The organism is Geomonas sp. (assembly GCF_056994735.1).
Window position 1 is genome coordinate 1 of the sequence record NZ_JBXKJL010000132.1, and the last position, 22,903, is coordinate 22,903.

Sequence of the window (22,903 nt, forward strand, 5' to 3'; positions counted from 1 at the left end):
CCGGATTCCAGTTCCGAGGAGAGCTTGAGGGCGGCGGCGACGGCGGCGCCCCCGGACATGCCGCAGAAGATGCCGTGATGGTTGGCTAACATCCTGGCGGTCTCGAAGGCGGGATCGTCCTCTATCACTATCTTCCGGTCGTACGCCTTCGGGTCATATATGGCGGGGACTATGGCCTCCTCCATGTTCTTCAACCCCTGTATCTTGTGCCCCAATATCGGCTCGACAGCCACGATCTGGACGTCGGGCTTCTTCTCCCGGAAGTACTTCGACACGCCCATGACGGTGCCGCTGGTCCCGATGCCGGCCACGAAGTGGGTGATCTTCCCTTCGGTCTGCTCCCAGATCTCGGGGCCGGTCGTCTTGTAATGCGCCAGCACGTTGTTGGGGTTGGAGTACTGGTTGGGCATGTAGTACGTTTCCGGGTCCTCGGCAAGGATCTTGTGGGCCAGACGGATGGCGCCATCGGTTGCCTCGCACCCCGGGGAAAGGACGATCTCGGCTCCGTAAGCCTCCAGGACGCTGCGCCGCTCCATGCTGACGCAGGCAGGCATGACCAGCTTTATCCGGTACCCGCGCGCTGCGGCGATCATCGCCAGGGCTATCCCGGTGTTGCCGGAGGTAGGCTCCAGGATCACCTTGTCCTGCGTCAACTCGCCACTAGCCTCGGCGGCGAGGATCATCTCCCGGGCAGGACGGTCCTTGACGGAGCCGCCGGGGTTGTTCCCCTCCAGCTTGGCCACGATGCGAACGCCACGGTTGCACAGGGAGTTTATTTCAACAATGGGGGTTGAGCCGATGGACTCGATGAGACTGTTACCTTTCATATATCCTCTCACTGAAGTTTTTGGTGGGTTCTCCGATGGCGCAGACCTAGGGCACTACTCCACTTTATGGCAACCGGGGCTAAATTCCCCCTGCCCCCCTTTTCCAAAGGGGGAGTTACTCTCCGTCGATCTTGTTTAGCAGCCTCAGCAGCCCGTCCAGGATCGTCAGGGGGTGCGGTGGACAGCCGGGTATGTAGAGATCGACGGGGAGGAGGTCGCCGACGCCGTCGTTGTGGTCGGGTGAGCCGATGAAAGGCCCTCCGTTTATGGCACAGGCGCCACAGGCTACCACAATCTTCGGCGCGGGTATAGCTTCATAGGTCAGCATCAGAGCTTCCCGCATATTATTGGTCACCGGGCCGGTGATCCACAGGCCGTCGGCATGCCGGGGAGAGGCTACGAATTGAAGGCCGAAACGTCCGATGTCCCAGCCTATGGTGGAAAGGACGTTGGTATCGGCTTCACAGCCGTTGCAGCCGCCGGCGACCACGGAGCGGAATTTCAAGGAGCGGCCGAAGAGGGAGAGCATCTTCGCCTCCAATGCCTGCGCCAGGCGACGCTCATCACCTTGCCTCACAATCATGTCTTCCCGCCGATTTGCCGCGAGCCGGTGATCGGTGCTGTGGGACATGGAACCTTGCGGGCAGGCGTCGGCGCAGTCGGGACAGAAGAGGCATTTGCCGAGGTCAACGGAGTACTCGGGCCCGCATTTTATCGCCCCCACCGGGCAGGCGTCGGCACAGAGACGGCAACCGGACGGGCAAGCGGTCCGGTAGAATTCGGGATAGCCCCGGAACCGCTCTGGAAGGGCCATCGGTTTTTCCGGATAGCTGGTGGTGCGATGGCCTTGCTTGATGCGGGCAAGGATGGCTTTTATCATGACGGGACTCCTGTATTACCCTTCATTTTGCTTCGGGTCGGGGGGCAGCCGCGGGTACTTCAACATGCGCTGGTGGTTGCGACTTTTACTGCAAATCCCCCCTGTCCCCCCTTCGTTAAAGGGGGGGACGTAACGCCGGCGTTCGTTGCTAAAGGGTGAGCGCTTGCTGGGACTCGACGTTTAGTGCAAATCCCCCCTGTCCCCCCTTCGTTAAAGGGGGGGACGTAACGCTGGCGGTCATCGCTGAAGATGAACTTTCGCAGCATCCCCCTACCCTCCACTTCAGCCGTTACCTACAAGTCGAAGCCGCAGTAGGAGAGGTTGAAGCTTTTGTTGCACAACGGGAAGTCGGAAATCTGCCCTCCTCGCAACGCCATGGCCAGACCGGTCCAGTTGTGGAACGAGGGGTCGGTGATCTTGTAGCGCTCGAAGTGGCCCTTCTCGTCGGTCAGGGCGACATGGCAGATCTCGCCTCGCCAACCTTCGGTCAGCGCCACCGCCAAGGTCTCCCCGGCGACAGGGCCGACTGGGTACTGCGTCGCCACTCCCGGCAACTGGGCCAACTGTTCCTCTATGAACTCCAGCGACTTCTCCATCTCCAGCCAGCGCACCAGGGTCCGTGCATAGACGTCCCCTGCCCTGCCGGTCTCGACCGGAATATGGCTCATGCTGTAGATCCCGAAGGGGTGGTCGCGACGGATGTCACGGTTGAGCCCGCTGGCCCTGGCCGCTGGTCCCACCATCCCTATTTCCAAGGCTGTCTGCTCGGTCACTACGCCGGTCCCTTCAAGCCTGGCCATCACGGAAGGGGTCTCCCACAAGAGGTCTACGGCATTGGTGACCTCGTCCCGCGCCACCGCGACCCGCTTCGCCATCTTCCCTGCCAGTTCCGGCCCGACATCGAAAACCACTCCGCCCGGTATGACCAGATCCCGCCCGAAACGGCTGCCGCAAATCTCGGCGGTGAGGTTCAGGAATTCACCCCTGATCCGGCCGCAAAAGGAGGCGGTGGGCAGATAGCCGACATCGCCGGAGATGGCACCCAGGTCGCCGGTGTGGTTGGCAAGGCGCTCAAGTTCCAGCGCGATACCCCGAATGGCCTGGGCCCGGGCGGGCACGCGGGCACCGGTGAGCCCCTCGACGACCATGGCATACGCGGTGCCGTGGCCGATGGTGGTATCTCCGGCAACGGTCTCCATCTGCTTGCGCGTCTTCGTGGTGAGCGGCCCGAGTACGGTGCGCTCGATACCTCGGTGCTGGTAGCCCAGCGAGATCTCGAGGTGCATCACCTCCTCGCCGAAGCACTGGAACCGGAAATGCCCCGGCTCGATGATCCCCGCGTGGACCGGTCCCACCGCCACCTCATGTACCTCTTCTCCCTGCACCTGGTAAAAGTCCATGATGCCGATGGTCTCGGGTTTCCTCGGTGGAGCACCCGGCGGTGAAGCGAACGGTGCCTCGAAGCGCACCGGCTTCGGCCACGGATGCCCCTCGAATACGACCCCGAACTGCTCCGCGATCTCCCGCTCGAAGAGATGCACCTGGGGGGCGTACTGCACCAGGGACGGAATCGATGACGTGGTGACCTGCGTGCTCATCACTCCCAGGATCGCGTCCATCTTGTAGGAGAGGAGGCAATAGAGCTTGAGGGCATCTCCCTCGCTGGCGCCGAAATAGGAGACCACCCGCCAGCCTTCACCGATCCCGGCAACGAGCTCCTCCATGAACTCCTCGTTGGAAAGAACGGGAATCTCGCGACGTGGAACCGCGCCGCCGTTCTGTGTGAGATGGTACCTGCGACTCATTTCCCACCTCCCAGAAGAGCTGCGGCGTCATGCAGGAGGGCCAGCAACGGCGCCGGTATCCAGAGCCCCAGCATCAGCACCACGCACATGAGAAGTAGCGGCGGCAGCACTGTGGGAGCAGTGTCACGGTAGGGCATCCTTTCCATGTCGTCTGGGGTCCTGCCCATCACCACCGGCAGCACCGTCGAGGCCATGCCGATGAAGATCATGGCGAGGAAAAGGAGAAAGAGTCCCCCGGTCCACGGGTTCCCCTGCACGAAGGCGGAGCTCACGATCATGAACTCGCTGACGAAGGGGGCGAAGGGCGGCGAGCCGGTGATGGCCAGGAAGGCTGCGAGAAAGAGCGCGCCCGACCACGGCGTCCGCTTCAGGGCTCCGCGCACGAACTGGGTGCTCTTGCTGTTATAGGCCCGGTGGATGTTGCCGCAGGAGAGGAAGAGGACCCCCTTGGTGAGGGCGTTGTTGATCATGTGGAGCAGTGCCCCCAGAAGCGCGGCACGCCCGAGCCCCAAGGCCACGGCGATGATCCCGACATGCTCGACGCTGGAGTAGGCGAGCATCCTCTTGAAGTCGCTCTGCTTGGCCATGAAGATGGCGGCGAAGGCCATGGATATGAGCCCCATCACGAGGAGCACCTGCTGGAACATCGCACCTTCGGTCGAGGCGGCAGCGATCTGGTAAACCCGCAATAGCGCGAGCAGAGCGCAGTTGACCAGCCCTCCGGCCAAAAGGGCGCCGACGAGGCCCGGGGCCTCGCCGTAGGCGTCGGGCTTCCAGGTATGGAGGGGGGCCAGGCCCATCTTGGATCCGAAGCCGACCAGCAGGAAGATGAAGGCGGCATGGCGCCAGCCGGCGTGCAGGCGGGGGGCGTCGGAGATCAGCGAGCCCAGCAGCAGCGAGATCTCCTGCTTGGCGACGATGGTCGAATAGGCCAGGAAGAAGAGCCCCAGAAGGGCGATGGCGATGCCGACCGAGCAGATCAGGAGATACTTCCAGGTCGCCTCGATGGAACGGGCGTTCCGGTTGAAGTAGACCAGCGGGGCCATGGTCAGGGTCGTCGCCTCCAGGGCGATCCAGAGGAGCCCCAGGTGCTGCGAGACGGTCACCAGCGTCATGGCCGACAGGCATACCAGGAACGCCAGGCAGAGGATGCGGTTGGGCCTTTTCCTGCGGTAGCTCAGGTAGCCCACGGCGTAGGCCGAGCAGACCGTGAAGAGGACGCTGTTGCACAGCAGGGTCAGCTTGCCCAGGGAGTCGAGATAGATCCACCCCGCGGGCGAAGGTGGCGGGGTGTCGACAAGGAGCGCCACGGTCATGACCAGGTGCGCCGCCCCGAAGACCGGCAGGACGAAGGATCGCCTCCTGTTGTCGGGAACGAACCAGGCAATGAGGGCTCCCAGAAGCGGCAGCAGAGTAATGGCCCAAATCATACTTTATCCCTCTCGCAGAGCGCTCAGTTTGGAGGTGTCGATGGTCGAGAACTCCCTGCTGATGTGGTTGATAACGATCCCCATGACGAAGACGCCGACCAGGAGGTCGAGGAGCGCGCCGGCCTCGACCATCAGCGGCATGGCGTCGGCGAGGAGGAGGCCGAAGACGAAGATGCCGTTCTCCATCAGCAGGTAGCCGATGACCTGGGAGATCGCCTTGCGCCTCCCCATGAGAACCAGGAAGCCGCACATGAGAGTGGCGAGGGAGGCCGGGACGAACAGGAGCCCCTCGTGCTCGGGAGCCAGGGGGAGCTTCGAGGCGAAGATGAAGGCCACCGAGGTGAAAACGGCGCCCAGCACCAGCGACGGTATGTAGCCGATGAAGGGGACGAATTCCCGCTGGATCTCGGCCTTCTTGATGGCGTTGATGATCAGGATGGGGATCACCGCCCCCTTCACCACGATGATGCTGACCACGATCAGCACGAGGTGCCACGAGAAGGGATGGACCAGCGCCGGGAGGACCCCCAGGACCACGCCCTGAAGGGCCACGGCGCGGACGGAGAAGGCGAGCCGGCTGGTGCCGAGGACGGCGAAGTTCAAAAGGAGACAGAGTACCAGGAGTTGGTCGGCCAATGAGTTCATCAAGTCACCTCACTACCAGAACGAGGGAGAAAGCGGTCAGTATCATGGCCGCCACCAGGAGTTGCGGCACGCGGATCAGCCTCAGGCGCGCCATCACCGACTCGACCACACCGATGCCCACCGCCAGCAGGATCATGGAGACGGCGAACATTGCCCAGTCGACGAAGGTATTGCCGCCAGTGAAGGGAATGGCGATGTTGGTGAAAAGGGCCCCGAGGAGGTAGAGCTTGAGGGCTGCGCCGTAGAGGATGCAGCCGAAATAGGGGCCGCTGTGATCGAGCACCATCACCTCGTGGATCATGGTCAGTTCGAGATGGGTGTTGGGGTCGTCGAAGGGGATACGGGAGTTCTCCGCCAGGAGCACCACGAAGAGGCCCACCAGCATAAGGAGCAAAGAGGCTCCGGTCCCGACCCAGGCATGCAGGGAGACGTGCTGCAGCATGGGGGTGAGGGACATGGTGCCGGAAAGCCTGGTGAGGGTGATCAGGGCGAAGAAGAGGGTCGGCTCGGCGAGGCAGGAGAAGGTCACCTCGCGGGCGGCCCCCATCCCCTCGAAGCTGGAGCCGGTGTCGAGTGCGGCCACGGTGGTGAAGAAGCGTCCGAGGGCGAAAAGGTAAGCGAAGAGGATCATGTCCCCTTCGAACGATACCGGCGCGGAGTGCCTCCCCAGAGGGACCAGGAGGGCTGCGAAGAGGGTTGCCGCAAGGGTCACCACGGGACCGGCCTTGAATAGCCAGGTTGTGGTGTCGCTTATGACGACCCCTTTCCTCATTAACCTTCCGAGGTCATAGTATGGTTGCAGGAAGGGAGCCCCTACCCTGCCGGCGAAGGCCGCTTTGGTCTTGCCGATGACGCCGAGTAATAGCGGTGGCATGGCGAGGACCAATACCACATGGAAGAGCGTATCGATCATGTCCTTCTCCAGGTTTGATTGCTCAAGTTGCCAGTCAGGTTTTCAAAAAACAAAAACAGAAGCTAGAGGCTTCACCACAGAGGTGCACAGAGGGACACAGAGGAAAACCTCTTACCCCACTCGTCTCAACGCCCCTTGCGTCTTGCTCCCCCCTTGTCAAAGGGGGGCCGGGGGGGATTGCCTTGGCAACAACAAAATCCCCCTAAATCCCCCTTCGTATAGGGGGACTTCACACCATGGTCCCACTTCCCCTTCCCTTGAGGGAGGGGATCAGGGGTGGGGGAAGGTGCCACAAACGAAGCAGGTGGCGGCTTTTCTTCCTAAACGGCAATCCCCCCTGCCCCCCTTTGTCAAGGGGGGGAGAAGTACAAGCCTTTCCTCTGCTTTCCTCTGCTTTCCTCTGCTTTCCTCTGCTTTCCTCTGCTTTCCCCTGTGTTCCTTCTGTGTTCGTGGTGTTCCTTGGGTCCCTCTGTGTACCTCTGTGGTGAGGCTGTTCGGCTGTTCGGCTGTTCGGCTCTTCGCCGTTACTTCACCCACAGCATGAGCAGGAAGAGGGTCGCGAAGATGTAGAGGATGTAGATCTGCACCTCGCCGTGCTGGAGCCGCCTGACGAATGCGAACCCCATCCCGATCACCTCCAGCACCGGCATGATAATCCGGTACAACAGGGTCTCCTCTGGTTTATACGTCAGATGCCTGACTGCCGGTGCGACGCCTGCCAGCGCAGCCATCCGGATCCGGGTCCTGATTAGCGGGGTGGCAAGGGAGCCGAAGAGGAGCCCGAAGGAGCTGGCGGTGTACTGCATGCGCGGAGTCGGAGCGAGATAGCCGCACCCCCAGGTCGGGCCGGAGGCGGAAGAGACGAGGGACTGTTTGCGCCTGAGATAGAGAAAAAGGAGTCCGGCCAGGACCAGGAGCGACCCGCCGGAAACGGTGAACCAGATCGCCCTGACCGGGAGCCCGGGGTAACTCATAGTTGCCGGGGTCAGCGCCACGGTAACGGGGTTGACGAGCGAGAGAAAGAGCTGCGGGCACAGGCCGCCGAGGAGGCTCAAACCGGCAAGAACGGCCATCGGCATCAGCATGGTCGCAGGCGACTCGTGCGAGTTGGCGGCCCGGGGCGAGCGAGGCGCGCCCAGGAAGGTGATGCCAAGGAGCTTCACCAATGAGATGACGGCCACTCCTCCGACCAGCGCCAGAATGGGCGCGCCGAGGGCCATGTAGGCTTCGGGAGAGCGGGCCTCGCCGAAGAAGCCAAGGTAGAGGAGGAATTCGCTGGCGAAGCCGTTGAACGGCGGGAGGCCGCAGATGGCAACCGCGCCGCAAACCGAGAGGGAGGTGCTCCAGGGCATCCTTCTCCCCAAGCCACCCATCAGGTCCATGTCCCGGGTGCCGGTGGCGTGCATGACGCTACCCGCGCCGAAGAAGAGCAGGGGTTTGAAGAGGCCGTGGTTCAAGACGTGAAACAGGGCGCCGGCCAGCCCGAGGTAAGCGAGCCGCGGGTTCCCCGTGCTCTGCCCGACCATGGCCCCGCCGATGCCGGCTACGATAATGCCGAGGTTCTCGATGCTGCTGTAGGCAAGGAGGCGCTTGATATCCTTCTGCGCCGAGGCGATGCAGATCCCCATGAGGGCGGTGACCAGTCCGGCGGCGGTGAGGAGGGCACCCCACCACAGGGGACGGCCGGGAAAGAAGGAAAGGACCCGGAGTATCCCGTAGATCCCCATCTTCAGCATCACCCCCGAAAGGAGGGCGGAGACGTGGCTGGGCGCGTTGGCGTGGGCCGACGGGAGCCAGATGTGCAGCGGCATGATGCCGGCCTTGGAGCCGAAGCCGAGAAGTGCCGTGATGAAGATGATGGTGGCGGTGCCGGCGGCTACCCCCAGAGAAGCGGTTATCGGGAAGACGAAGCTGCCGGTGGCAAGCCTTAATTGAGAAAAGAGAACCAGCAGCGAGGCCGCTCCCATATGGCTGGCCACCAGGTACACCGTCCCCGCGCTGCGGACCTCGCCCTCCTCGTGTTCGGTCACCAGGAGGAAGTATCCAGCCAGAGCCATGACCTCCCAGGCAATCATGAAGAGCGCGCCGTTGCGGGCCATGACGACCATGGCCATCGCGGCGGAGAGAAGACCGTAGAAGAAGGTGACGGATGGTTCGGTGCTGCGATGGGAAGCGGCAGGCCAGTAGCCGCAGGCATAGAGCGAACCGGCGGCGAAGACGAGGAAAATCGGGAGGAGGAAGAATAATGAGAGCGGGTCGAGGGCGATCTCGCAGGCCCCGAAGGGGAGGTTCCACTCGACGAGGTAACGAGCACTTTGACCCGTCACCAGCATGTAAACCAGCGCCGGAAGCGCCAGCACGGAGGAGACGACTGCACCGGCTGTAGCTAGACGCTGCCCCAGTGCACCTCTTCTGACGAAGAGGCCTGGAACGCCTGAAAACGCGGCTACCACCATTGCGATAAGCACCAGTGCTGAGGGCTCACGCATCATGTCACGGAACATTGCATACCTTTCTGACGGCAGGAACAGACAGTGCTATCTGGCCATTTTCCATCACCAGGATTGAGCCGCCGCACCAGAAGATCCGGCGGCTTCCTTCAAATCATGGCGCTAGCCCGCGGCGCGGACCACGTCAAAAATGTACTGCGGCGAGCGGCCGCCGACACTTCAGGAGCCGGGGATGGCCTCGCAGCAGTGGGAGTTGGCGGTGGCCTGCTGCAGGTGGGAGAGGGTGTGTCGGCTCGGGCCCTCCCTGCGCTTGGTCGCCTCGATGGCCTCCGTATAAGCCTCGGAGAGCTGCTCCGGAGCGAAGACCCTCATGCCGAGATCGCTGAGCTGTCCATCGGTCAGGCCGTAGATCCAGCTGTGCACGGTGACCTCCTGGCCGCGCGCCCAGGCGTCCTGGACCACCGTGGTCTGGCAGACGTTCACCACCTGTTCGATCACGTTCAACTCGCACAACCTGTCGCAGCGCGTGTCCTCGTCGGCGATCCCGGCCAGGTAATCCTCATGCTTCGCCCGCACGTCCTGGAGATGCCTGATCCAGTTGTCGATCAGGCCCAGCCTCATGCTCTTCATGGCGGCATAGACGCCGCCGCAGCCGTAATGGCCGCAGACGATGAGGTGCTTCACCTTGAGGATGTCTACGGCGTACTGCATGACGGAGAGGCAGTTCAGGTCGGTGTGGACCACGAGGTTGGCGACATTGCGGTGGACAAAGAGCTCGCCCGGCAACAGCCCGACGATCTCATTGGCAGGCACCCGGCTGTCGGAGCAGCCGATCCACAGGTACTCGGGAGCCTGCTGCGTGGAAAGCTTGAGGAAGAACTCCGGATCCTCGGCACGTATCTGCTCTGTCCAGGTCCGGTTATTTTCAAAAAGATGTTCGAGTCTCTGCATCATTACCTTTCGGTCGAGGGTGCTGGCACCGACAATCGCTACTCCCGTGCTGATCGCCGATCATGTCCTGACTCTTAAGCGGAGGGGCCACGATTGGCTCTCCAAGGTACTACCCGAAAAACGATTTGTCAAAAAAAGAATTAAAAAAAGTGTCCTTCAGCGAGATCAACGAGATAGCTCGCATTGTGCGTAGTCGCAGTTGGCAAAAGGAGGTTGCAACTGGCTACCAATCCGGGCACAGCGGAGACGGATTTGCATCGAAATTGTCCTCCGTGACCGGGGGAGCGTGCATGGTACAATAGAGGTGCTGCGGGGGAGAGTGGAAACGGAAGTTGAAACCCGGAGAAATTACACTGACCTGCAATGGAGGCGCCGGGAGGAGAGGACATAGAGGGGGTTCGAAATGCTTGAAAACGCGATGCTGATCTTCATCATTATTGCGAACATTTCACTGCTTTTCACCCTGCTACGGCTCAGTGTCAAGCACAGGGACCTGTTATCGCAATTAAGATTCGGGCGTAGCGTCTACGGCTTCGTGGACACGTTGGCGAGGCTGATGGAGTTCATACTTAAAAGGCGGTATGCAGGACTGAGCGACCCGCTGCTGACCCTCAGTTGCCTTGCCTTCATGCTGTCGTTCTTCGCTTCGGTGCCTCTTATGCTGCTGGCCATCGTCTTTCACAGGTGACGGCCACATCTTTTCAGGCGGAGCTACCCCGAGGCGGGAGCGCCCTTCCCCGAATTTCCGGCAGCAATGCCGCTTTCGCTGACCTCCGACAGACCCCATCGAAGCTTCCCGCACCATCTCGCCAGACCTTGGATAGCCTTTGACCTCAGCGCGTGGTCAACACCAGCAGCAGCACCAGCGTAATGAAGGTGTAGAAGATGTAGATGTTCAGCTTCCCGTGCTGCAGGCTGCGGATCGGGGCGCTCTTGCGATAGAGGTAGTGTAGCCAGGGGAGATAGATCCGCTCCAGCACCGTCTCCGGGACGTGGCTTGCGAAACCGGCCGGTTGGGGGAACACTCCCTCCACCTCCTTGCGATGCACCTCCGGCCGCAACACCATCCTGAACCAGTCCACCAGCATGGAGCCGAAAGATGACGAACTGTACTGCATGCGGGGGGTGGGGGCCAGATAGCCGCACCCCCAGGTGACGGAGGTGGACTGCGGGAGAGTGCGGTTTCGCCGCGAGATATAAGCCCAGATGAAGGCGGCGACCAGCAGGAGGCCGGCGCCGAGGACGGTGACGTAGGCAAGGGGGACCAGGTTCGACACCCCCTGTGACAAAAGCGGGCTGGAGTAACCGATTACCGCACTGTTCAACGGCCGGGCGATCAGCACCGGGGTGACGCCTATCAACAGGCAGATGGCCGAAAGAATCCCCATGGGCCAGAGCATGCCGGCACTGGCCTCATGCCCGCCGGCGTGTTCGGGCGAGCGTGCGACGCCCAGGAAGGCGACGCCGAAGACCTTGACGAAGCAGGCGACGGCCAGCCCTCCGATCAGCCCCAGGACGGGAGCGGCCAAAGCGGGAAGAGCACCTGCCATCCCATGGTAGGACCGGATAGCGGCGAAGGAGGCGAGGTAGACCATCAATTCGCTGACGAAGCCGTTGAGGGGAGGCAGACCGCAGATGGCGACGGCTCCGACCAGGAAGAAGAGGGAGCTGAAGGGAAGCCGCCGAGCCACCCCGCCCATGAGATCGATCTCCCGGGTGCCGGTGGCGTGGATAACGGCGCCTGCGGCCAGAAAGAGGAGCGCCTTGAAGGTGGCGTGATTGATCACATGCAGGAGGGCGCCGCCAAGCCCCAGCACGACCAATGCGGGGTAGCCCTGGCTCTGGCCGACCAGCGCCGCGCCCAGACCGAGCAGGATGATCCCGATGTTCTCGATGCTGTGATAAGCAAGAAGCCTCTTCAGGTCGTGCTGGCCGATGGCGAAGGCCACCCCGGCCACCCCCGAGATCCCGCCGAGCACCAGCACCGTGCAACCCCACCACACCGGCAGGTCGAAGAAGCAGGAGCAGACGCGGACCAGGCCGTAGATCCCGGTTTTGAGGACGACGCCGGAAAGGATGGCCGAGACGTGGCTCGGCGCGTTGGCGTGGGCGGACGGGAGCCAGATGTGGAGCGGCATCATTCCGGCCTTGAGGCCGAAGCCGATCAGGGCCGTCAGGAAGATCGCCGTCGCCACGCCGCTATGGCCCCAGAGCGAGGCCTGGGCAGGAAACAGGAAGGCGCCGGTCGCGCCTTGCATGAGCGAGAACATGGCAAAGAGCGCCAGGGTGCCGACATGGGTGGTGATGAGATAGAGGGTGCCGGCATCCCGCACCTCAGGCTTCTCGTCCTCGGTGGTGAGAGCGAAGTAGGCGGCGAAGGCCATCACCTCCCAGGCGAGGAGGAAGAGCACCGTGTTGCGTGCCAGGAGGAGCGTGGTAAGGGCCGCGGCCAGAAGGCCAAGAAAGAAGGTGAGTTTTCCGGCACTTTCCGGACGTTCGGCAGCGGGCCAGTAGCCGACGCCGTAGACGGCGCTGCAGCCCGTTACGATGAAGATGGGGAAGAGGAAAAGGGCGGAGAGGGGATCGACACCGATCTCGGCCGGGCCGAAGGGGAGGCCCCACTCCAGGACGAAAGTGGTTGATCGCGGAGAGAGGAGGACAGCCAGGGCGCCGGCCGTCCCCGAAAGGGAGGCAGCAGCCATCAGGGAGGCGGCGGAGCGTTGTGCAGCCCCGGAGCCCCTGAAGATGAGGAGCGGGAGCCCGGAAAGCGCCTGGCAGGCGACGGCGAGTGAGAGGAGCAGGAAGGAGGTCGACTCGCCGAAGAGGTCCATGTTATTTCCTCAGGTCTCGCTCGAAGCGCCGGGCGGCCTCTATGATCCCTGCCGGGTCGCAGGCGGCGTTCAAGGTGGTTCGGAACTGCGGGTCGTGGAGGGCGTAGGCCAGCCGGGACAGGAGGTGCAGGTGGACCCTGACCGTCGGGCTGGTCAGCATGAAGAGGATGCGGACCGGCTTCCCGTCCAGGGCCCCGAAGTCGATGGGGTCTTGCAGGAAACAGAGCGAGATGGTCGGTGCCGGCTTGTTCTGCAGCAGGATGGGGTTGCGCACGTGCGGGATCGCGATGCCGTCCCCGATGGCTGTGGTGCCCAGTGCCTCCCGGGCCAGCAGCACCTGGAGCAGGAACTCCGGGTCCATCTGGGGGGGGAGCTTCAACAGGTTGACCACATTCCTCAGCACCGAGAGTTTGTCGTCTCCAGGAACGCCGCAATGAACACCGCCTGCCTCGAGCGCCTCGGAGAGGGTCGGAAGGCGGAGATCCTTCTCGGCGGCAGCAAAGAGCTCCGGCGGCACGGTTATGCCGTGCTCAGTAGCCCACTCGAGGAGATCGACGCGGTTGATCCGGTAGCTCCCCCTGACCATGGTGGCGGGAAGCTTCTCCTTTTTTATCCATTTGACTACCGCGCTTTCGTCCTTCTTTAGAAGCGCGGCTACTTCTGAGGCCTTCATCAACATGGTGCGACTCCGGGGTTGGGTGAGCTTAAAGCTTTATAACACTCCTGCGACAAGGAAATCAAGGGATTAGGTGAGGCCGCATGACGGGCAAGAACCTGGTGTGGTGGCCAGACGGGAACGATTGAATGTCGTTTTGAGAGGGCTGCCGCGCACGAAAAAGGCCCCCGGTTTTGGAGCCGGGGGCCTTTTCGTTGCTTCTATTCCTGATTACTTCTTGGCGTGGTGCTCGCCGCCGGGGATGTCCTGACCGCCTGCGGCGTGGCACTCGCTGCAGTTGGTCTTCATCAGCTCGTCGCCGATGTCGACCGGGTGCACGAACTGCTTCGGCTGGGTCCCTGCCGGGATGTTCTCCTGCTTCTGGCTCAGCAGGGTGTGGCAGAGGTTGCAATCCTTGGAGATGATCTTGCCTTCCGCGGACTTGTGCTTGCCGTCGTGGCAGCGGAAGCACCCCGGGGTGTAGAAGTGACCGATGTGGTTCGGGTAGGTATTCCAGTTCAGGTGCATGGAGGGGAAGAAGTTCCTCTCGTAGATGTCCTGGAGAGCGGCAACCGCCTGCTTGATTTCCTTGTCCTTGCTCTGGGCGAGGGCCGGGTACTTCTCGGCGTAGAAGGCCGGGACCTCCTTGGCGATGACCGCCTTGGCCTCTTCCTTGTTCTTGTACGGCCTGGTGAGAACCTCAACCCCAACCTTCTTCATGAACGGCAGGGAGACATCGATCCGCTTGTGCACGAAGCCCTCGTCGATCTCGAGTCCCGGTGCGTGGTAGATGTGGGCCGGACGGTTGTGGCAGTCGAGGCAGTCCATCACCCTCTGGTTGGACTTGGCGATCTCGTCCTTGGAAAGCGGCTTCTCGGTGTCCATGTACTCGGTGATCTTGCCGTTCTTGCCCTTCACCGAGATGTAGGGGATGATGAGGCGCTTCTTGTCGGTGGCGATGTACTTGACCTCGGTGCCGATGTGCCAGTGGATACCCTTGGCATCCGGCGCATTGGAGCTGCCGCCGCCGATGTTGATGAGCAGGTTGGTTTCACGCGGGGTGTTCTGCTCGTTGGGAGCGTAGTGATAGAATACCTTCTGTCTGCCGAAGTAGAATTTCTCCGGCCAGTGGCAGCCTTCGCAGGTATCGCGGGCCGGGCGCAGGTTTTCGATCGGGGTCTCGATGGTTTCCGGATAGGTGTGGAAGAGGACCGCGTAGAGCTGCCTCATGCCGGAGATCTTGGCCTTCACGTACCAGGCGGCACCGGGGCCGACGTGGCACTCGACGCACTTGACCTTGGCGTGGGGAGAGTTGCTCCAGGCCACGTGCTCCGGCTCCATGACCACGTGGCAGAGCTCGCCGCAGAAGGTGGTCGATTCGGTGAACTCGAAGCCCTTCAGGGAGGCGATGGAGACGATCAGCACGAAGCCGATGCTGGCAACGACGAAGAAAATGAAGAGGTGACGCTTGTGCGGCTCATTGAAGTCGACCCGCGGGAACGGCGGAATCTCCTCGCCACGGGCCTCGAAGCGGCGCCTCTTCTCCCTGACCAGGAACGCCCCGAGCGGCACCAGGAGAAGGCCGAAGATGAGCATCCCGGGGAACAGGAAGTAGGTCATGAGCCCGATGTAGGGTTGCTCCACACCGGAAATTGCCTCATAGGAAAGGAAACCTATGATCAAACCGGCGGCCGTCACGGCGAGGACGAGACCGGCGAGGCTGATCAGGTTCCAGGCGTAGCCGGCGTACTTTCTAAGTGGTGCCATCTTCTTTCTCCTTGCGAAAAGCGGTGGGGTCCATGAAAAAATCGCATAACCTTACTATCCGTAAACATCTTTGTCAAAACAAGTTAAATTAATAGAAATATACACATACTAAAACATTAATTTGAATAAATACACAGTATCTTCGATCATTTAACCTTGCAAAACGGTCGATATTTGATACAGTGCAAACACTGTTATATTACGGCGAAACGGCTTCAACAGACCGGAATTGCGTCAGCCATCGGGGCCAGTGAAGAAGGAGGAGCCAAGTGAAGAGACATGTCTGGCGACCGCTGTATGTCGTGCTGCTCGTCATCGCCGTGGTCCTGGTGGCGCGGGAATTCCTGGTCCCCTCCGACTTCGGCATCGGGAGCCGGGGCTACATGTACGGCTGGCACCGCCCCAGCAACGAGCAGGAATGGAAACTGGTCAAGGTGAAGTACCGCACCGCAGAGTACTGCAAGAAGTGCCACCGGGACAAGTACGAAGAGATCAGAAAATCCCCCCACTCCGGGATCAACTGCGAGAACTGCCACGGCCCCGCCCTGGGACATCCCGACGACCCGAGAACCCTCACCATCAACCGCAGCCGCGAACTCTGCGCCAGATGCCACTTCCGCCTCAACTATCCGACCAGCGGCCGCGGCAGGATCAGGGGGATCAATCCACAGACCCATCACCGCGAACTCGAGTGCGTGACCTGCCATTGGCCCCATGACCCGAGAAAGGAGGGGCGGACATGATTTCCCGCAGGAATTTCTGCAAAAAGTCGCTGCTCATTGCCGGCGGGCTGGCCATTCCGCTCGGTGCCCTTCAGCTCTTCGACCCGAAGCGCCTCCTGGCTGAAAGAAAGGAAGGGAAGAAGGTCCGCTGGGGCTTCCTGGTCGACACGCAGAAATGCGTGGGCTGCGGGATGTGCGTCAAGGCCTGCAAGATCGAGAACGATGTTCCCTACGACGCCAACGTGACCAGGACCTGGGTCGAGCGCTACGTCATCACCAAGGACGGCAACACCCACATCGATTCCCCGAAAGGCGCCCGTGACGGCTTCGAGAGCACCGATATCGATCTCGGCGAAGGAAAGAGCGAGCCGATCCGCGACGAGGACATCTCCAAGGCCTTCTTCGTGCCGAAGCTGTGCAACCAGTGTGACAATCCGCCCTGCGTCCAGGTCTGCCCGGTCGGCGCCACCTACCAGACCGAGGACGGCGTGGTGCTGGTGGACCGGAAATGGTGCATCGGCTGCGGCTACTGCATCATGGGTTGCCCCTATGGCGTCCGTTTCTTCCACCCGGTCCACCGTGTCGCGGAGAAATGCAACTTCTGCTATCACCGGATCAGCCAGGGGATGCAGACCGCCTGCATCGACGCCTGCGCCTTCGGGGCACGGCGGATAGGAAACCTGATGGATCCGGACGACCCGGTGACCAAGATCATCATGACCGAAAGGGTGAACGTGCTGAAGGAAGAGTACGGGACCAAGCCGCAGGTCTTCTACCTGGGGCTCACCAGGGAGGTGAGATAGCCATGGTGCATGGAGAAGCGTGGACCCTGAAGGAACTGTTCGTCTATCCCAATGAGTACATCTACTGGACCATCCAGATCGTGATGTACCCCTTCATGACCGGCCTGGTGGCGGGCGCCTTCGTGCTCTCCTCTCTTTACCATGTCTTCGGGGTAAAGGAGCTCAAGGGGATCGCCCGGTTCTCGCTGGTCTTCTCCTTCGCCCTCCTCCCGGTGGCGATGCTGCCGCTCATGCTGCATCTCCAGCAACCGCAGCGCGGCATCGAGGTGATGATGACGCCGCACTTCACCTCGGCCATCGCCGCCTTCGGCATCGTATTCTCAACCTACGGGATGATCGTGGCCTCGGAGTTGTGGTTCGTCTACCGGAAGCATTTCGTGGATACAGCCCTCGAGTTGCGGGGGATCCGGGCCAGAGGCCTGTGGCAGCAACTGAGCTACCTCCTCTTCTCAGCCCTCACCCTCGGGGCTTTCGACATTTCCGAGGAGGCCCTCGCGGCGGATGAGCGGGCGGTGAAGAAGCTGGCCGGCGCCGGCATTCCGGTCGCCTGCTTTCTGCACGGCTATGCCGGATTCATCTTCGGCTCTGTCAAGGCAAACGCCCTGTGGATGACGCCGCTTATGCCGGTGATCTTCATCTGCTCCGCCGTCGTTTCCGGCATCGCGCTCTGTCTGTTGACCTACATCGTCACCATGGAGATCAGGAAAGGGCTTGCTGCGCGAAGAAGGCAGGAAAGCCCGGCGCTCCCCTCTCCGCAGGAACTGAAGAGCGCGGAGTCGCAGGTGGTCGCCATGACTTCGAAATACCTCCTCATCTTCATGGCGGCGGCGATCACCCTGGAACTGCTCGACCTGATCTTCCGGGGCTACACGGCGGTGAAGTCGTGGGACATCCTGAGGAGCGTCATCTACGAGAGGGACTTCGTCAACATCTTCGTGATCCAGTATGGGCTGGGGAACCTGGTCCCTTTCATTATCCTGCTGATGCCGGGAATCACGATAAGGCGTGCTGTTTTGGGGACGTTACTGGTACTTCTGGGGGTCTTCATGATGCGCTGGAACGTCGTGATCGGCGGACAAGCCTTTTCATCCTCGCTGGCGGGCTTCATGCACTACAAATTGCCCATCTGGCCGGACAACTTCGAGACCTTCAAGGAAGGGTTGCTCGGCGCCCTGCTGGTCGCGGTGGTGCCGTTTGGCCTGTTCTGGATCCTCAACAAGGTGATGCCGGTCTTCAAGGAGACGCACTAGCCTTGCCGTCATCCCCGGGTGCCTTTATCGGGGATCCAGAAAACTCTGGATTCCCGCTTACATCCGTGGAAATGACAGCTAAAGAGGCCCGCAGGTGATCCGGGTCCCCTCTCCCTCAGGGAGAGGGTCAGGGTGAGGGCGCTGCGAACGAAGAGAGGGAGGTCCCAGTGGCGACCTCCCTCTCTTTTTTTGATTCAAAACAAGACCTTAACTGTGGTACCCGAACTCCTTGAGCAGCCGCGTATTCTCGCTCCACTCAGGGCTGACGCGCACGAAGAGCTCCAGGAAGACCTTGGTATCCAGGAGCTGCTCGATCTCCTGGCGGGCCTGCATCCCGATCCGCTTCAGCATGTCACCTTTCTTCCCGATGATGATCCCCTTCTGCGAATCCCGCTCCACGTTGATGGTCGCGGCGATGGAAACCAGTCCGTCCTCGCGCTCCTTGAAACTGTCAACCACAACCGCGACCGAGTAGGGAACCTCGTCACGAGTCATGCGGAAGATCTTTTCCCTGATGATCTCGGCGACCACGAAGCGCTCCGGGACGTCGGTCAGGATGTCCTCTGGGAAGTAGCAGGGGCCTTCGGGGAGGAGCACATGGACGAGCTGCACCAACTGATCGACACCGTCACCGGTAAGAGCCGAAACCGGGATGATCTCCTTGAACGGATAGGTCTCCCCGTAGCAGAGCATCCGCTCCAGGAGCTCTCCTTTCGGCACCAGGTCGATCTTGTTCATGACCAGGATGACCGGAATGTTGACACCGGAGAGGACCTCCTTGATCATTCCCGCCTCTTTGACCGGGTCGGCCGCGCCGTCGACCAGGAAGAGGATGACATCGACCCCCGTAACCGCGGCAAGCGCCTCGTCCACCATGAACTTGTTGAGCCTGCTCTTGGCCCTGTGAATGCCGGGAGTATCTATGAATACGATCTGGCCGCCGGGAATGTTGTGAATCCCCTGGATCCTGTTCCTCGTGGTCTGCGGCTTGTCCGAGGTGATGACGATCTTCTCGCCCAGGATCTTGTTCAGCAGAGTGGATTTCCCAACGTTCGGGCGTCCGACTATTGAGACAAAACCGGAACGGAATCCTTTATTTTCTTCGTGTTCTGACATTACGTGTCTCCTGGTAATTGCGAATGGATCAGAACGGGGAAGATACGGCAAAATGCCTTTAAAGAAAAGCCTTCTTTTGATGCCTTGTTTGCACCGTTTCAGGCGACGTAAGTAGTATAACACTCAAGGAGGCGGCGGCGCATCCCTCTCCCATGCACCGGAGATCCCCCCATCCGACCTCCCCCCGCCGGGGGGAACGGGCTCTGCCCCGGCGAGAGGCATCCGAGCTCCCGCCCCCGGAGGGGTAGGGTCAGAGAGGAGGAACCGGCGGCAGATCACCAAGATCGGCTGAGAACGTAGCGCCTCGGCATTCCATTCGTAGCGCCCCCGGCCCGAGCGATGACTCTTCCCGCACGTCCGCAACTGAAATGTCTCGCATCTCCGCCAGCCTGATTACATTCCGCCTCTTCTGCCCCACAACATCCGAAACCCTCCCCGCCGGCACAATGAAGACGACCTCGCTTCCGGAGGGAACCGCACCGGTCAGCAGGGTCATCAGGTCAAAGTACAGCTCCGACTCGACCAACTGTCCGAAGGCCGGGTGATACGGCCCTGCCAGCACCACTTCCGGCGACTCCAGTTCGGCCGTCGGCTGCAGCCCAAGCCTGATGACCGGCACCTCTGCCCCCCTGGCCTCAAGGAGGAGCCGCTTGCAGACGGCAACCGCCTCTTCCAGGGATTGCGGCCTGTATTCATTTTTTTGATAAAGGTTGGCCAGGTCGGTCCCGGCAATGACCAGGGTGGGATAGATCCGCAGGAAGGAGGGCTCAAGCGAGAGGACCCGGCGCAGGGAATTAAGCGATCTCTCCTCCGTGTCTCCCGGAAGCCCGGGCATGAGCTGTATCCCGATGGAGAGCCCGGCGTCCTTGAGGGCACCGACGGCGTTTTCCACATCTGAAGCCGTATGGCCACGACGGGAGAGCCTGAGGACTTCCTCTTCCATCGACTGGACCCCGAGCTCAACCGTCGCCACTCCCATTTCCTTCAAGAAGATGGCTGTTGCGCCATCGACCGCATCAGGCCTGGTGGAAAGCCGCACCGACTCGAGATCCCCTGAAGCAAGGAGCGGCTGCAGGGTCCCGAGGAGATATTCCTGATCCGACCTCGGCAGGGCGGTGAAGGTGCCTCCGAAAAAAGCCACCTCCAGCATTCTCCCCCGCGCGCTTTGCCGGTACTGTTCAATCTTCTCCAGGATCGCCGGGCGGTCAGGGAGCTCTCCCGGGGCTCCGGCAATCTTCAACTGGTCGCAAAAGACGCAGCGGTGCGGGCAGCCGAGGTGCGAAATGAAGAAGGGAATGACGACCGGCTTCAACTTTCCGCCTTCAGAAGAACGGTCGCCGCCTTGGCCGCGGCCTGTTCCGCCTCCTTCTTGCTCCTGCCGATCCCCTCCCCCATCAGTTCCTCGCCGAGATAGATCTCCACGGTGAAACGCCGGTCATGGTCCGGCCCCGTCACTTCCTTCATGTGGTAACGCGGGAGCTGGCCGCGCACGAGCCTCGCACGCTCCTGCAGGTCGGTCTTGAAATCCCGACCCGACAAGACTTCCCCGGAGGCAAGGAGCGGACCGAAATACTCCTGGACCACCCGCCGGGCCGCGTCTACCCCGCCGTCGAGATAGATTGCCGCCAGCAAAGCCTCGAATGCGTCGGCAAGGAGAGAGCGCTTCTGCCTCCCTCCCCCCTTCTCTTCGCCACGACCAAGGCGCAGGCAGGAGCCGAGATCGAGGGCGGCGGCGATTCCGGCCAGGCTGGCCTCGTCGACCAGCGCGGCCCTGATCCGGGTCAACTCCCCTTCCCTGCTGGACGGAAACTGCACCAGCAGGATCTCGGAGAGGAGAAAATCGAGCACGGAATCCCCGAAGAATTCCAGGCGCTGGTTGTCCTTTCCCCCGCCGGCCTCATTGACGAAGGTGCGGTGAGTCAGGGCCTCCTCCAGCAGGGCGCGGTTCATGAAACGGTAGCCCAGTTTCTCTTCAATGATAATGAGGTTGTCGTCTACTGTGTTATCCATTGGGATCTTCCCGCCTTGGCACTTTGCCCAAATATAGCCAAAGGGCCGCGCCATAGCAATAGCCATGCGGGTTTGCGGCCATTTAAATCTTGCATAATGATCCCCCCTCCCATATAATTTAACGATTTTACGGGGATTGTGAGAGCGTAAGCATGGGCTTTTTCATTACATTTGAAGGTGTCGAGGGGTGCGGAAAGACGACTCAGCTGAGGCGCCTCAAGGAGCGGCTGGAGCACGCTGGCGAGCAGGTCATCGCAACCAGGGAACCTGGCGGCTGTGCCATCGCCGACAAGATACGCGCCATCCTTCTGGACGCCGAGAACAAGGCCATCACGCCCCTTACCGAACTCCTTCTCTATGCGGCCGCGCGAGCGCAGCACGTTGAAGAGGTGATCGTCCCGGCACTGGAGCGCGGCGAGATCGTACTATGCGACCGCTTCACCGACGCGACCGTGGCCTACCAGGGGAACGGCAGGGAGCTGGATCTGGCGATCATCGAACAGTTGAACAATCTCGCCACCGGGGGGGTGCAGCCGAAGCTGACGGTGCTGATCGACTGCCCGGTGGAAATCGGCCTTTCCCGCGCACTCTCCCGCATCGAGTCCACCCAGGGCGCCCGTGAGGAGCGCTTCGAGCTGGAATCGATCCGCTTCCACGAGCGGGTGCGCGACGGATATCTGCGGCTCGCCTCAACCTTCCCTGAGAGATTCGTGGTGATCGACGGCTCCGGCGACGTGGCGCAGACCGAACAGCTGGTAATTGCCGCACTCTCGACGAGGCTTCCGCTTAAGAGCGCGGCAGCCTTGGCAGCCGGCAAGGTTGCGAGCTAGTATGCCTTTTTCCGACGTCATCGGCCAGGACAGCGCCGTTGCGGTCTTGCGCCGCTCGATCTCCATGGGACGGGTGGCCCACGCCTATCTCTTCTCCGGGATCGAGGGGTGCGGCAAGAGGAAGACCGCACTCGCCTTCGTCCAGGCCGTCTTCTGCGGAAAAGACGAGGCCTGCGGGGTCTGCTCCTCGTGCCGGAAGATCGCCAGCGGGCAGCATCCCGACCTCCACATCCTGGAACCGGACGGCGCCTTCATAAAGATCGACCAGGTGAGGGAACTGCAGAAGGAGCTCTCGTACCGCCCGTTCGAGGCGCCGAAGAAGGCCTGCATCATCGACGGCGCCGAAAAATTCAATCTCTCCTCCGGGAACGCCCTGCTCAAGACCCTGGAAGAGCCGCCGGGCGAGGCACTGATGATACTGATCACGCCGGAGCGCTCAGCCGTGCTGCAGACCATCCTCTCCCGCTGCCAGTCCCTGGACTTCCACCCTCTCCCCGCGGAGATGATCGAGGGGCGGCTGGTGCGGGATGGTTTCGCCGCCGAAGCGGCCAGGGTCGCCGCGACACTCTCCGGCGGGAGTTTGAGAAGAGCAATGGAAGTCGCCGCCGACGGAGTTCTCGAGGGACGGGGAACCTTCCTGTCGCGGATCGTCTCGCTGAACCTGAAGGACGTGAATGCGCTGTTCCAGACGGCGGAGGAGCTGGCCGCAGACAAGGAAGGCCTTCCGGGCCTGATCGAACTGATCCTGTCGTTCCTGCGCGACATCATGATCTACCCCTCGACACCCGAGGCGCTCGCCAACGGCGACCTCGAGGAGTTGATCGCGAAGGAGGCGGCGCGCTGCTCACAAGGGAGAATCATAGAGCTCATCGAGCAGCTCGTAACCATGCGGACCATGCTGGCCCGCAACGTGAACGCCCGGCTGGCGCTGGAAGTATTCTTCATGAAGTTCGCGGCCAGGTAAGAATAAAAAATGCGCCCTTCGACAGGCTCAGGGCGAACGGGTTTCACACGGATT

20 protein-coding genes are annotated in these 22,903 nt (G+C 61.6%); 6 read left to right on the top strand and 14 right to left on the bottom strand.

Features of this window, described 5'->3' with window-relative positions; translation table 11 throughout:
• From AC11W3_RS06425 to can, 8 genes are all read right to left on the bottom strand, one after another.
• The coding region (locus tag AC11W3_RS06425) for a PLP-dependent cysteine synthase family protein (RefSeq protein ID WP_484092678.1) at positions 1-827 on the bottom strand (827 nt) is incomplete at its 3' end.
• 115 nt (positions 828-942) lie between these two features.
• Positions 943-1,707, bottom strand: coding sequence for an NADH-quinone oxidoreductase subunit B family protein (locus AC11W3_RS06430; protein WP_484092679.1), 765 nt, complete (start codon positions 1,705-1,707; stop codon positions 943-945).
• A 293-nt stretch (positions 1,708-2,000) separates the two neighbouring features.
• Positions 2,001-3,512 (bottom strand): hydrogenase large subunit, encoded by a 1,512-nt coding sequence (locus AC11W3_RS06435; protein ID WP_484091368.1) that lies wholly within the window; start codon positions 3,510-3,512, stop codon positions 2,001-2,003.
• Positions 3,509-4,942: a proton-conducting transporter transmembrane domain-containing protein gene (locus AC11W3_RS06440; protein WP_484091367.1), complete on the bottom strand. Its 1,434-nt coding sequence runs from the start codon at positions 4,940-4,942 to the stop codon at positions 3,509-3,511. Before AC11W3_RS06440 ends, AC11W3_RS06435 begins: the two co-directional genes overlap by 4 nt.
• A 3-nt stretch (positions 4,943-4,945) precedes the next feature.
• Positions 4,946-5,587, bottom strand: a complete 642-nt coding sequence (locus AC11W3_RS06445) for an NADH-quinone oxidoreductase subunit K (protein ID WP_484091366.1) — start codon at positions 5,585-5,587, stop codon at positions 4,946-4,948.
• Positions 5,588-5,591: 4 nt separating this feature from the next.
• Complete coding sequence (locus AC11W3_RS06450) at positions 5,592-6,500, bottom strand: respiratory chain complex I subunit 1 family protein (RefSeq protein ID WP_484091365.1); 909 nt, start codon at positions 6,498-6,500, stop codon at positions 5,592-5,594.
• Positions 6,501-7,024: 524 nt separating this feature from the next.
• On the bottom strand, positions 7,025-9,004 hold the full coding sequence (locus AC11W3_RS06455; protein WP_484091364.1) for a proton-conducting transporter transmembrane domain-containing protein: 1,980 nt from the start codon (positions 9,002-9,004) through the stop codon (positions 7,025-7,027).
• A 165-nt stretch (positions 9,005-9,169) separates the two neighbouring features.
• Entirely contained in the window at positions 9,170-9,901 is a 732-nt protein-coding gene (can, locus tag AC11W3_RS06460; RefSeq protein WP_484091363.1) for a carbonate dehydratase, read from the bottom strand.
• A gap of 403 nt (positions 9,902-10,304) precedes the next feature.
• Between can and AC11W3_RS06465 the strand changes: the two genes are divergently transcribed.
• Positions 10,305-10,589: a hypothetical protein gene (locus AC11W3_RS06465; protein ID WP_484091362.1), complete on the top strand. Its 285-nt coding sequence runs from the start codon at positions 10,305-10,307 to the stop codon at positions 10,587-10,589.
• A 145-nt stretch (positions 10,590-10,734) separates the two neighbouring features.
• On the opposite strand, the gene AC11W3_RS06470 is transcribed toward AC11W3_RS06465, so the two are convergent.
• From AC11W3_RS06470 to AC11W3_RS06480, 3 genes are all read right to left on the bottom strand, one after another.
• Positions 10,735-12,732 carry a proton-conducting transporter transmembrane domain-containing protein gene (locus AC11W3_RS06470; RefSeq protein WP_484091361.1) on the bottom strand — a complete coding sequence of 666 codons (1,998 nt, stop codon included), beginning with the start codon at positions 12,730-12,732 and terminating at the stop codon, positions 10,735-10,737.
• Position 12,733: 1 nt separating this feature from the next.
• A complete protein-coding gene (locus AC11W3_RS06475; RefSeq protein ID WP_484091360.1) occupies positions 12,734-13,411 on the bottom strand; it encodes a PTS sugar transporter subunit IIA in 678 nt (225 codons plus the stop codon).
• A 207-nt stretch (positions 13,412-13,618) separates the two neighbouring features.
• Positions 13,619-15,154 (bottom strand): cytochrome c3 family protein, encoded by a 1,536-nt coding sequence (locus tag AC11W3_RS06480; protein ID WP_484091359.1) that lies wholly within the window; start codon positions 15,152-15,154, stop codon positions 13,619-13,621.
• Between the two features lie 269 nt (positions 15,155-15,423).
• Between AC11W3_RS06480 and AC11W3_RS06485 the strand changes: the two genes are divergently transcribed.
• The 3 genes from AC11W3_RS06485 to nrfD are packed head-to-tail and all read left to right on the top strand — an operon-like array spanning position 15,424 to position 17,929.
• Positions 15,424-15,897, top strand: a complete 474-nt coding sequence (locus AC11W3_RS06485; RefSeq protein WP_484091358.1) for a cytochrome c3 family protein — start codon at positions 15,424-15,426, stop codon at positions 15,895-15,897.
• Entirely contained in the window at positions 15,894-16,679 is a 786-nt protein-coding gene (locus AC11W3_RS06490; RefSeq protein WP_484091357.1) for a 4Fe-4S dicluster domain-containing protein, read from the top strand. Before AC11W3_RS06485 ends, AC11W3_RS06490 begins: the two co-directional genes overlap by 4 nt.
• Positions 16,680-16,681: 2 nt before the next feature.
• Complete coding sequence (gene nrfD / locus AC11W3_RS06495; RefSeq protein WP_484091356.1) at positions 16,682-17,929, top strand: NrfD/PsrC family molybdoenzyme membrane anchor subunit; 1,248 nt, start codon at positions 16,682-16,684, stop codon at positions 17,927-17,929.
• A gap of 207 nt (positions 17,930-18,136) precedes the next feature.
• Here nrfD and era read toward each other — a convergent pair whose 3' ends face one another.
• The 3 genes from era to rnc form a co-directional block, all read right to left on the bottom strand.
• Positions 18,137-19,045, bottom strand: coding sequence for a GTPase Era (gene era, locus AC11W3_RS06500; RefSeq protein WP_484091355.1), 909 nt, complete (start codon positions 19,043-19,045; stop codon positions 18,137-18,139).
• 250 nt (positions 19,046-19,295) lie between these two features.
• Positions 19,296-20,357: an elongator complex protein 3 gene (locus AC11W3_RS06505; RefSeq protein WP_484091354.1), complete on the bottom strand. Its 1,062-nt coding sequence runs from the start codon at positions 20,355-20,357 to the stop codon at positions 19,296-19,298.
• Positions 20,354-21,055 carry a ribonuclease III gene (gene rnc / locus AC11W3_RS06510; protein WP_484091353.1) on the bottom strand — a complete coding sequence of 234 codons (702 nt, stop codon included), beginning with the start codon at positions 21,053-21,055 and terminating at the stop codon, positions 20,354-20,356. Before rnc ends, AC11W3_RS06505 begins: the two co-directional genes overlap by 4 nt.
• A gap of 152 nt (positions 21,056-21,207) precedes the next feature.
• Between rnc and tmk the strand changes: the two genes are divergently transcribed.
• Entirely contained in the window at positions 21,208-21,885 is a 678-nt protein-coding gene (gene tmk / locus AC11W3_RS06515; protein ID WP_484091352.1) for a dTMP kinase, read from the top strand.
• Position 21,886: 1 nt separating this feature from the next.
• Positions 21,887-22,849 (top strand): DNA polymerase III subunit delta', encoded by a 963-nt coding sequence (gene holB, locus AC11W3_RS06520; RefSeq protein WP_484092680.1) that lies wholly within the window; start codon positions 21,887-21,889, stop codon positions 22,847-22,849.
• The last annotated feature ends 54 nt before the right edge of the window (positions 22,850-22,903 follow it).

Bases quoted from the DNA above. Each gene is read 5' to 3' on its own strand.
- AC11W3_RS06430 (WP_484092679.1), bottom strand. From the start codon at position 1,707: ATGATAAAAGCCATCCTTGCCCGCATCAAGCAAGGCCATCGCACCACC.
- AC11W3_RS06435 (WP_484091368.1), bottom strand. From the start codon at position 3,512: ATGAGTCGCAGGTACCATCTCACACAGAACGGCGGCGCGGTTCCACGT.
- AC11W3_RS06440 (WP_484091367.1), bottom strand. From the start codon at position 4,942: ATGATTTGGGCCATTACTCTGCTGCCGCTTCTGGGAGCCCTCATTGCC.
- AC11W3_RS06445 (WP_484091366.1), bottom strand. From the start codon at position 5,587: ATGAACTCATTGGCCGACCAACTCCTGGTACTCTGTCTCCTTTTGAAC.
- AC11W3_RS06450 (WP_484091365.1), bottom strand. From the start codon at position 6,500: ATGATCGATACGCTCTTCCATGTGGTATTGGTCCTCGCCATGCCACCG.
- AC11W3_RS06455 (WP_484091364.1), bottom strand. From the start codon at position 9,004: ATGTTCCGTGACATGATGCGTGAGCCCTCAGCACTGGTGCTTATCGCA.
- can (WP_484091363.1), bottom strand. From the start codon at position 9,901: ATGCAGAGACTCGAACATCTTTTTGAAAATAACCGGACCTGGACAGAG.
- AC11W3_RS06465 (WP_484091362.1), top strand. From the start codon at position 10,305: ATGCTTGAAAACGCGATGCTGATCTTCATCATTATTGCGAACATTTCA.
- AC11W3_RS06470 (WP_484091361.1), bottom strand. From the start codon at position 12,732: ATGGACCTCTTCGGCGAGTCGACCTCCTTCCTGCTCCTCTCACTCGCC.
- AC11W3_RS06475 (WP_484091360.1), bottom strand. From the start codon at position 13,411: ATGTTGATGAAGGCCTCAGAAGTAGCCGCGCTTCTAAAGAAGGACGAA.
- AC11W3_RS06480 (WP_484091359.1), bottom strand. From the start codon at position 15,154: ATGGCACCACTTAGAAAGTACGCCGGCTACGCCTGGAACCTGATCAGC.
- AC11W3_RS06490 (WP_484091357.1), top strand. From the start codon at position 15,894: ATGATTTCCCGCAGGAATTTCTGCAAAAAGTCGCTGCTCATTGCCGGC.
- nrfD (WP_484091356.1), top strand. From the start codon at position 16,682: ATGGTGCATGGAGAAGCGTGGACCCTGAAGGAACTGTTCGTCTATCCC.
- era (WP_484091355.1), bottom strand. From the start codon at position 19,045: ATGTCAGAACACGAAGAAAATAAAGGATTCCGTTCCGGTTTTGTCTCA.
- rnc (WP_484091353.1), bottom strand. From the start codon at position 21,055: ATGGATAACACAGTAGACGACAACCTCATTATCATTGAAGAGAAACTG.
- tmk (WP_484091352.1), top strand. From the start codon at position 21,208: ATGGGCTTTTTCATTACATTTGAAGGTGTCGAGGGGTGCGGAAAGACG.
- holB (WP_484092680.1), top strand. From the start codon at position 21,887: ATGCCTTTTTCCGACGTCATCGGCCAGGACAGCGCCGTTGCGGTCTTG.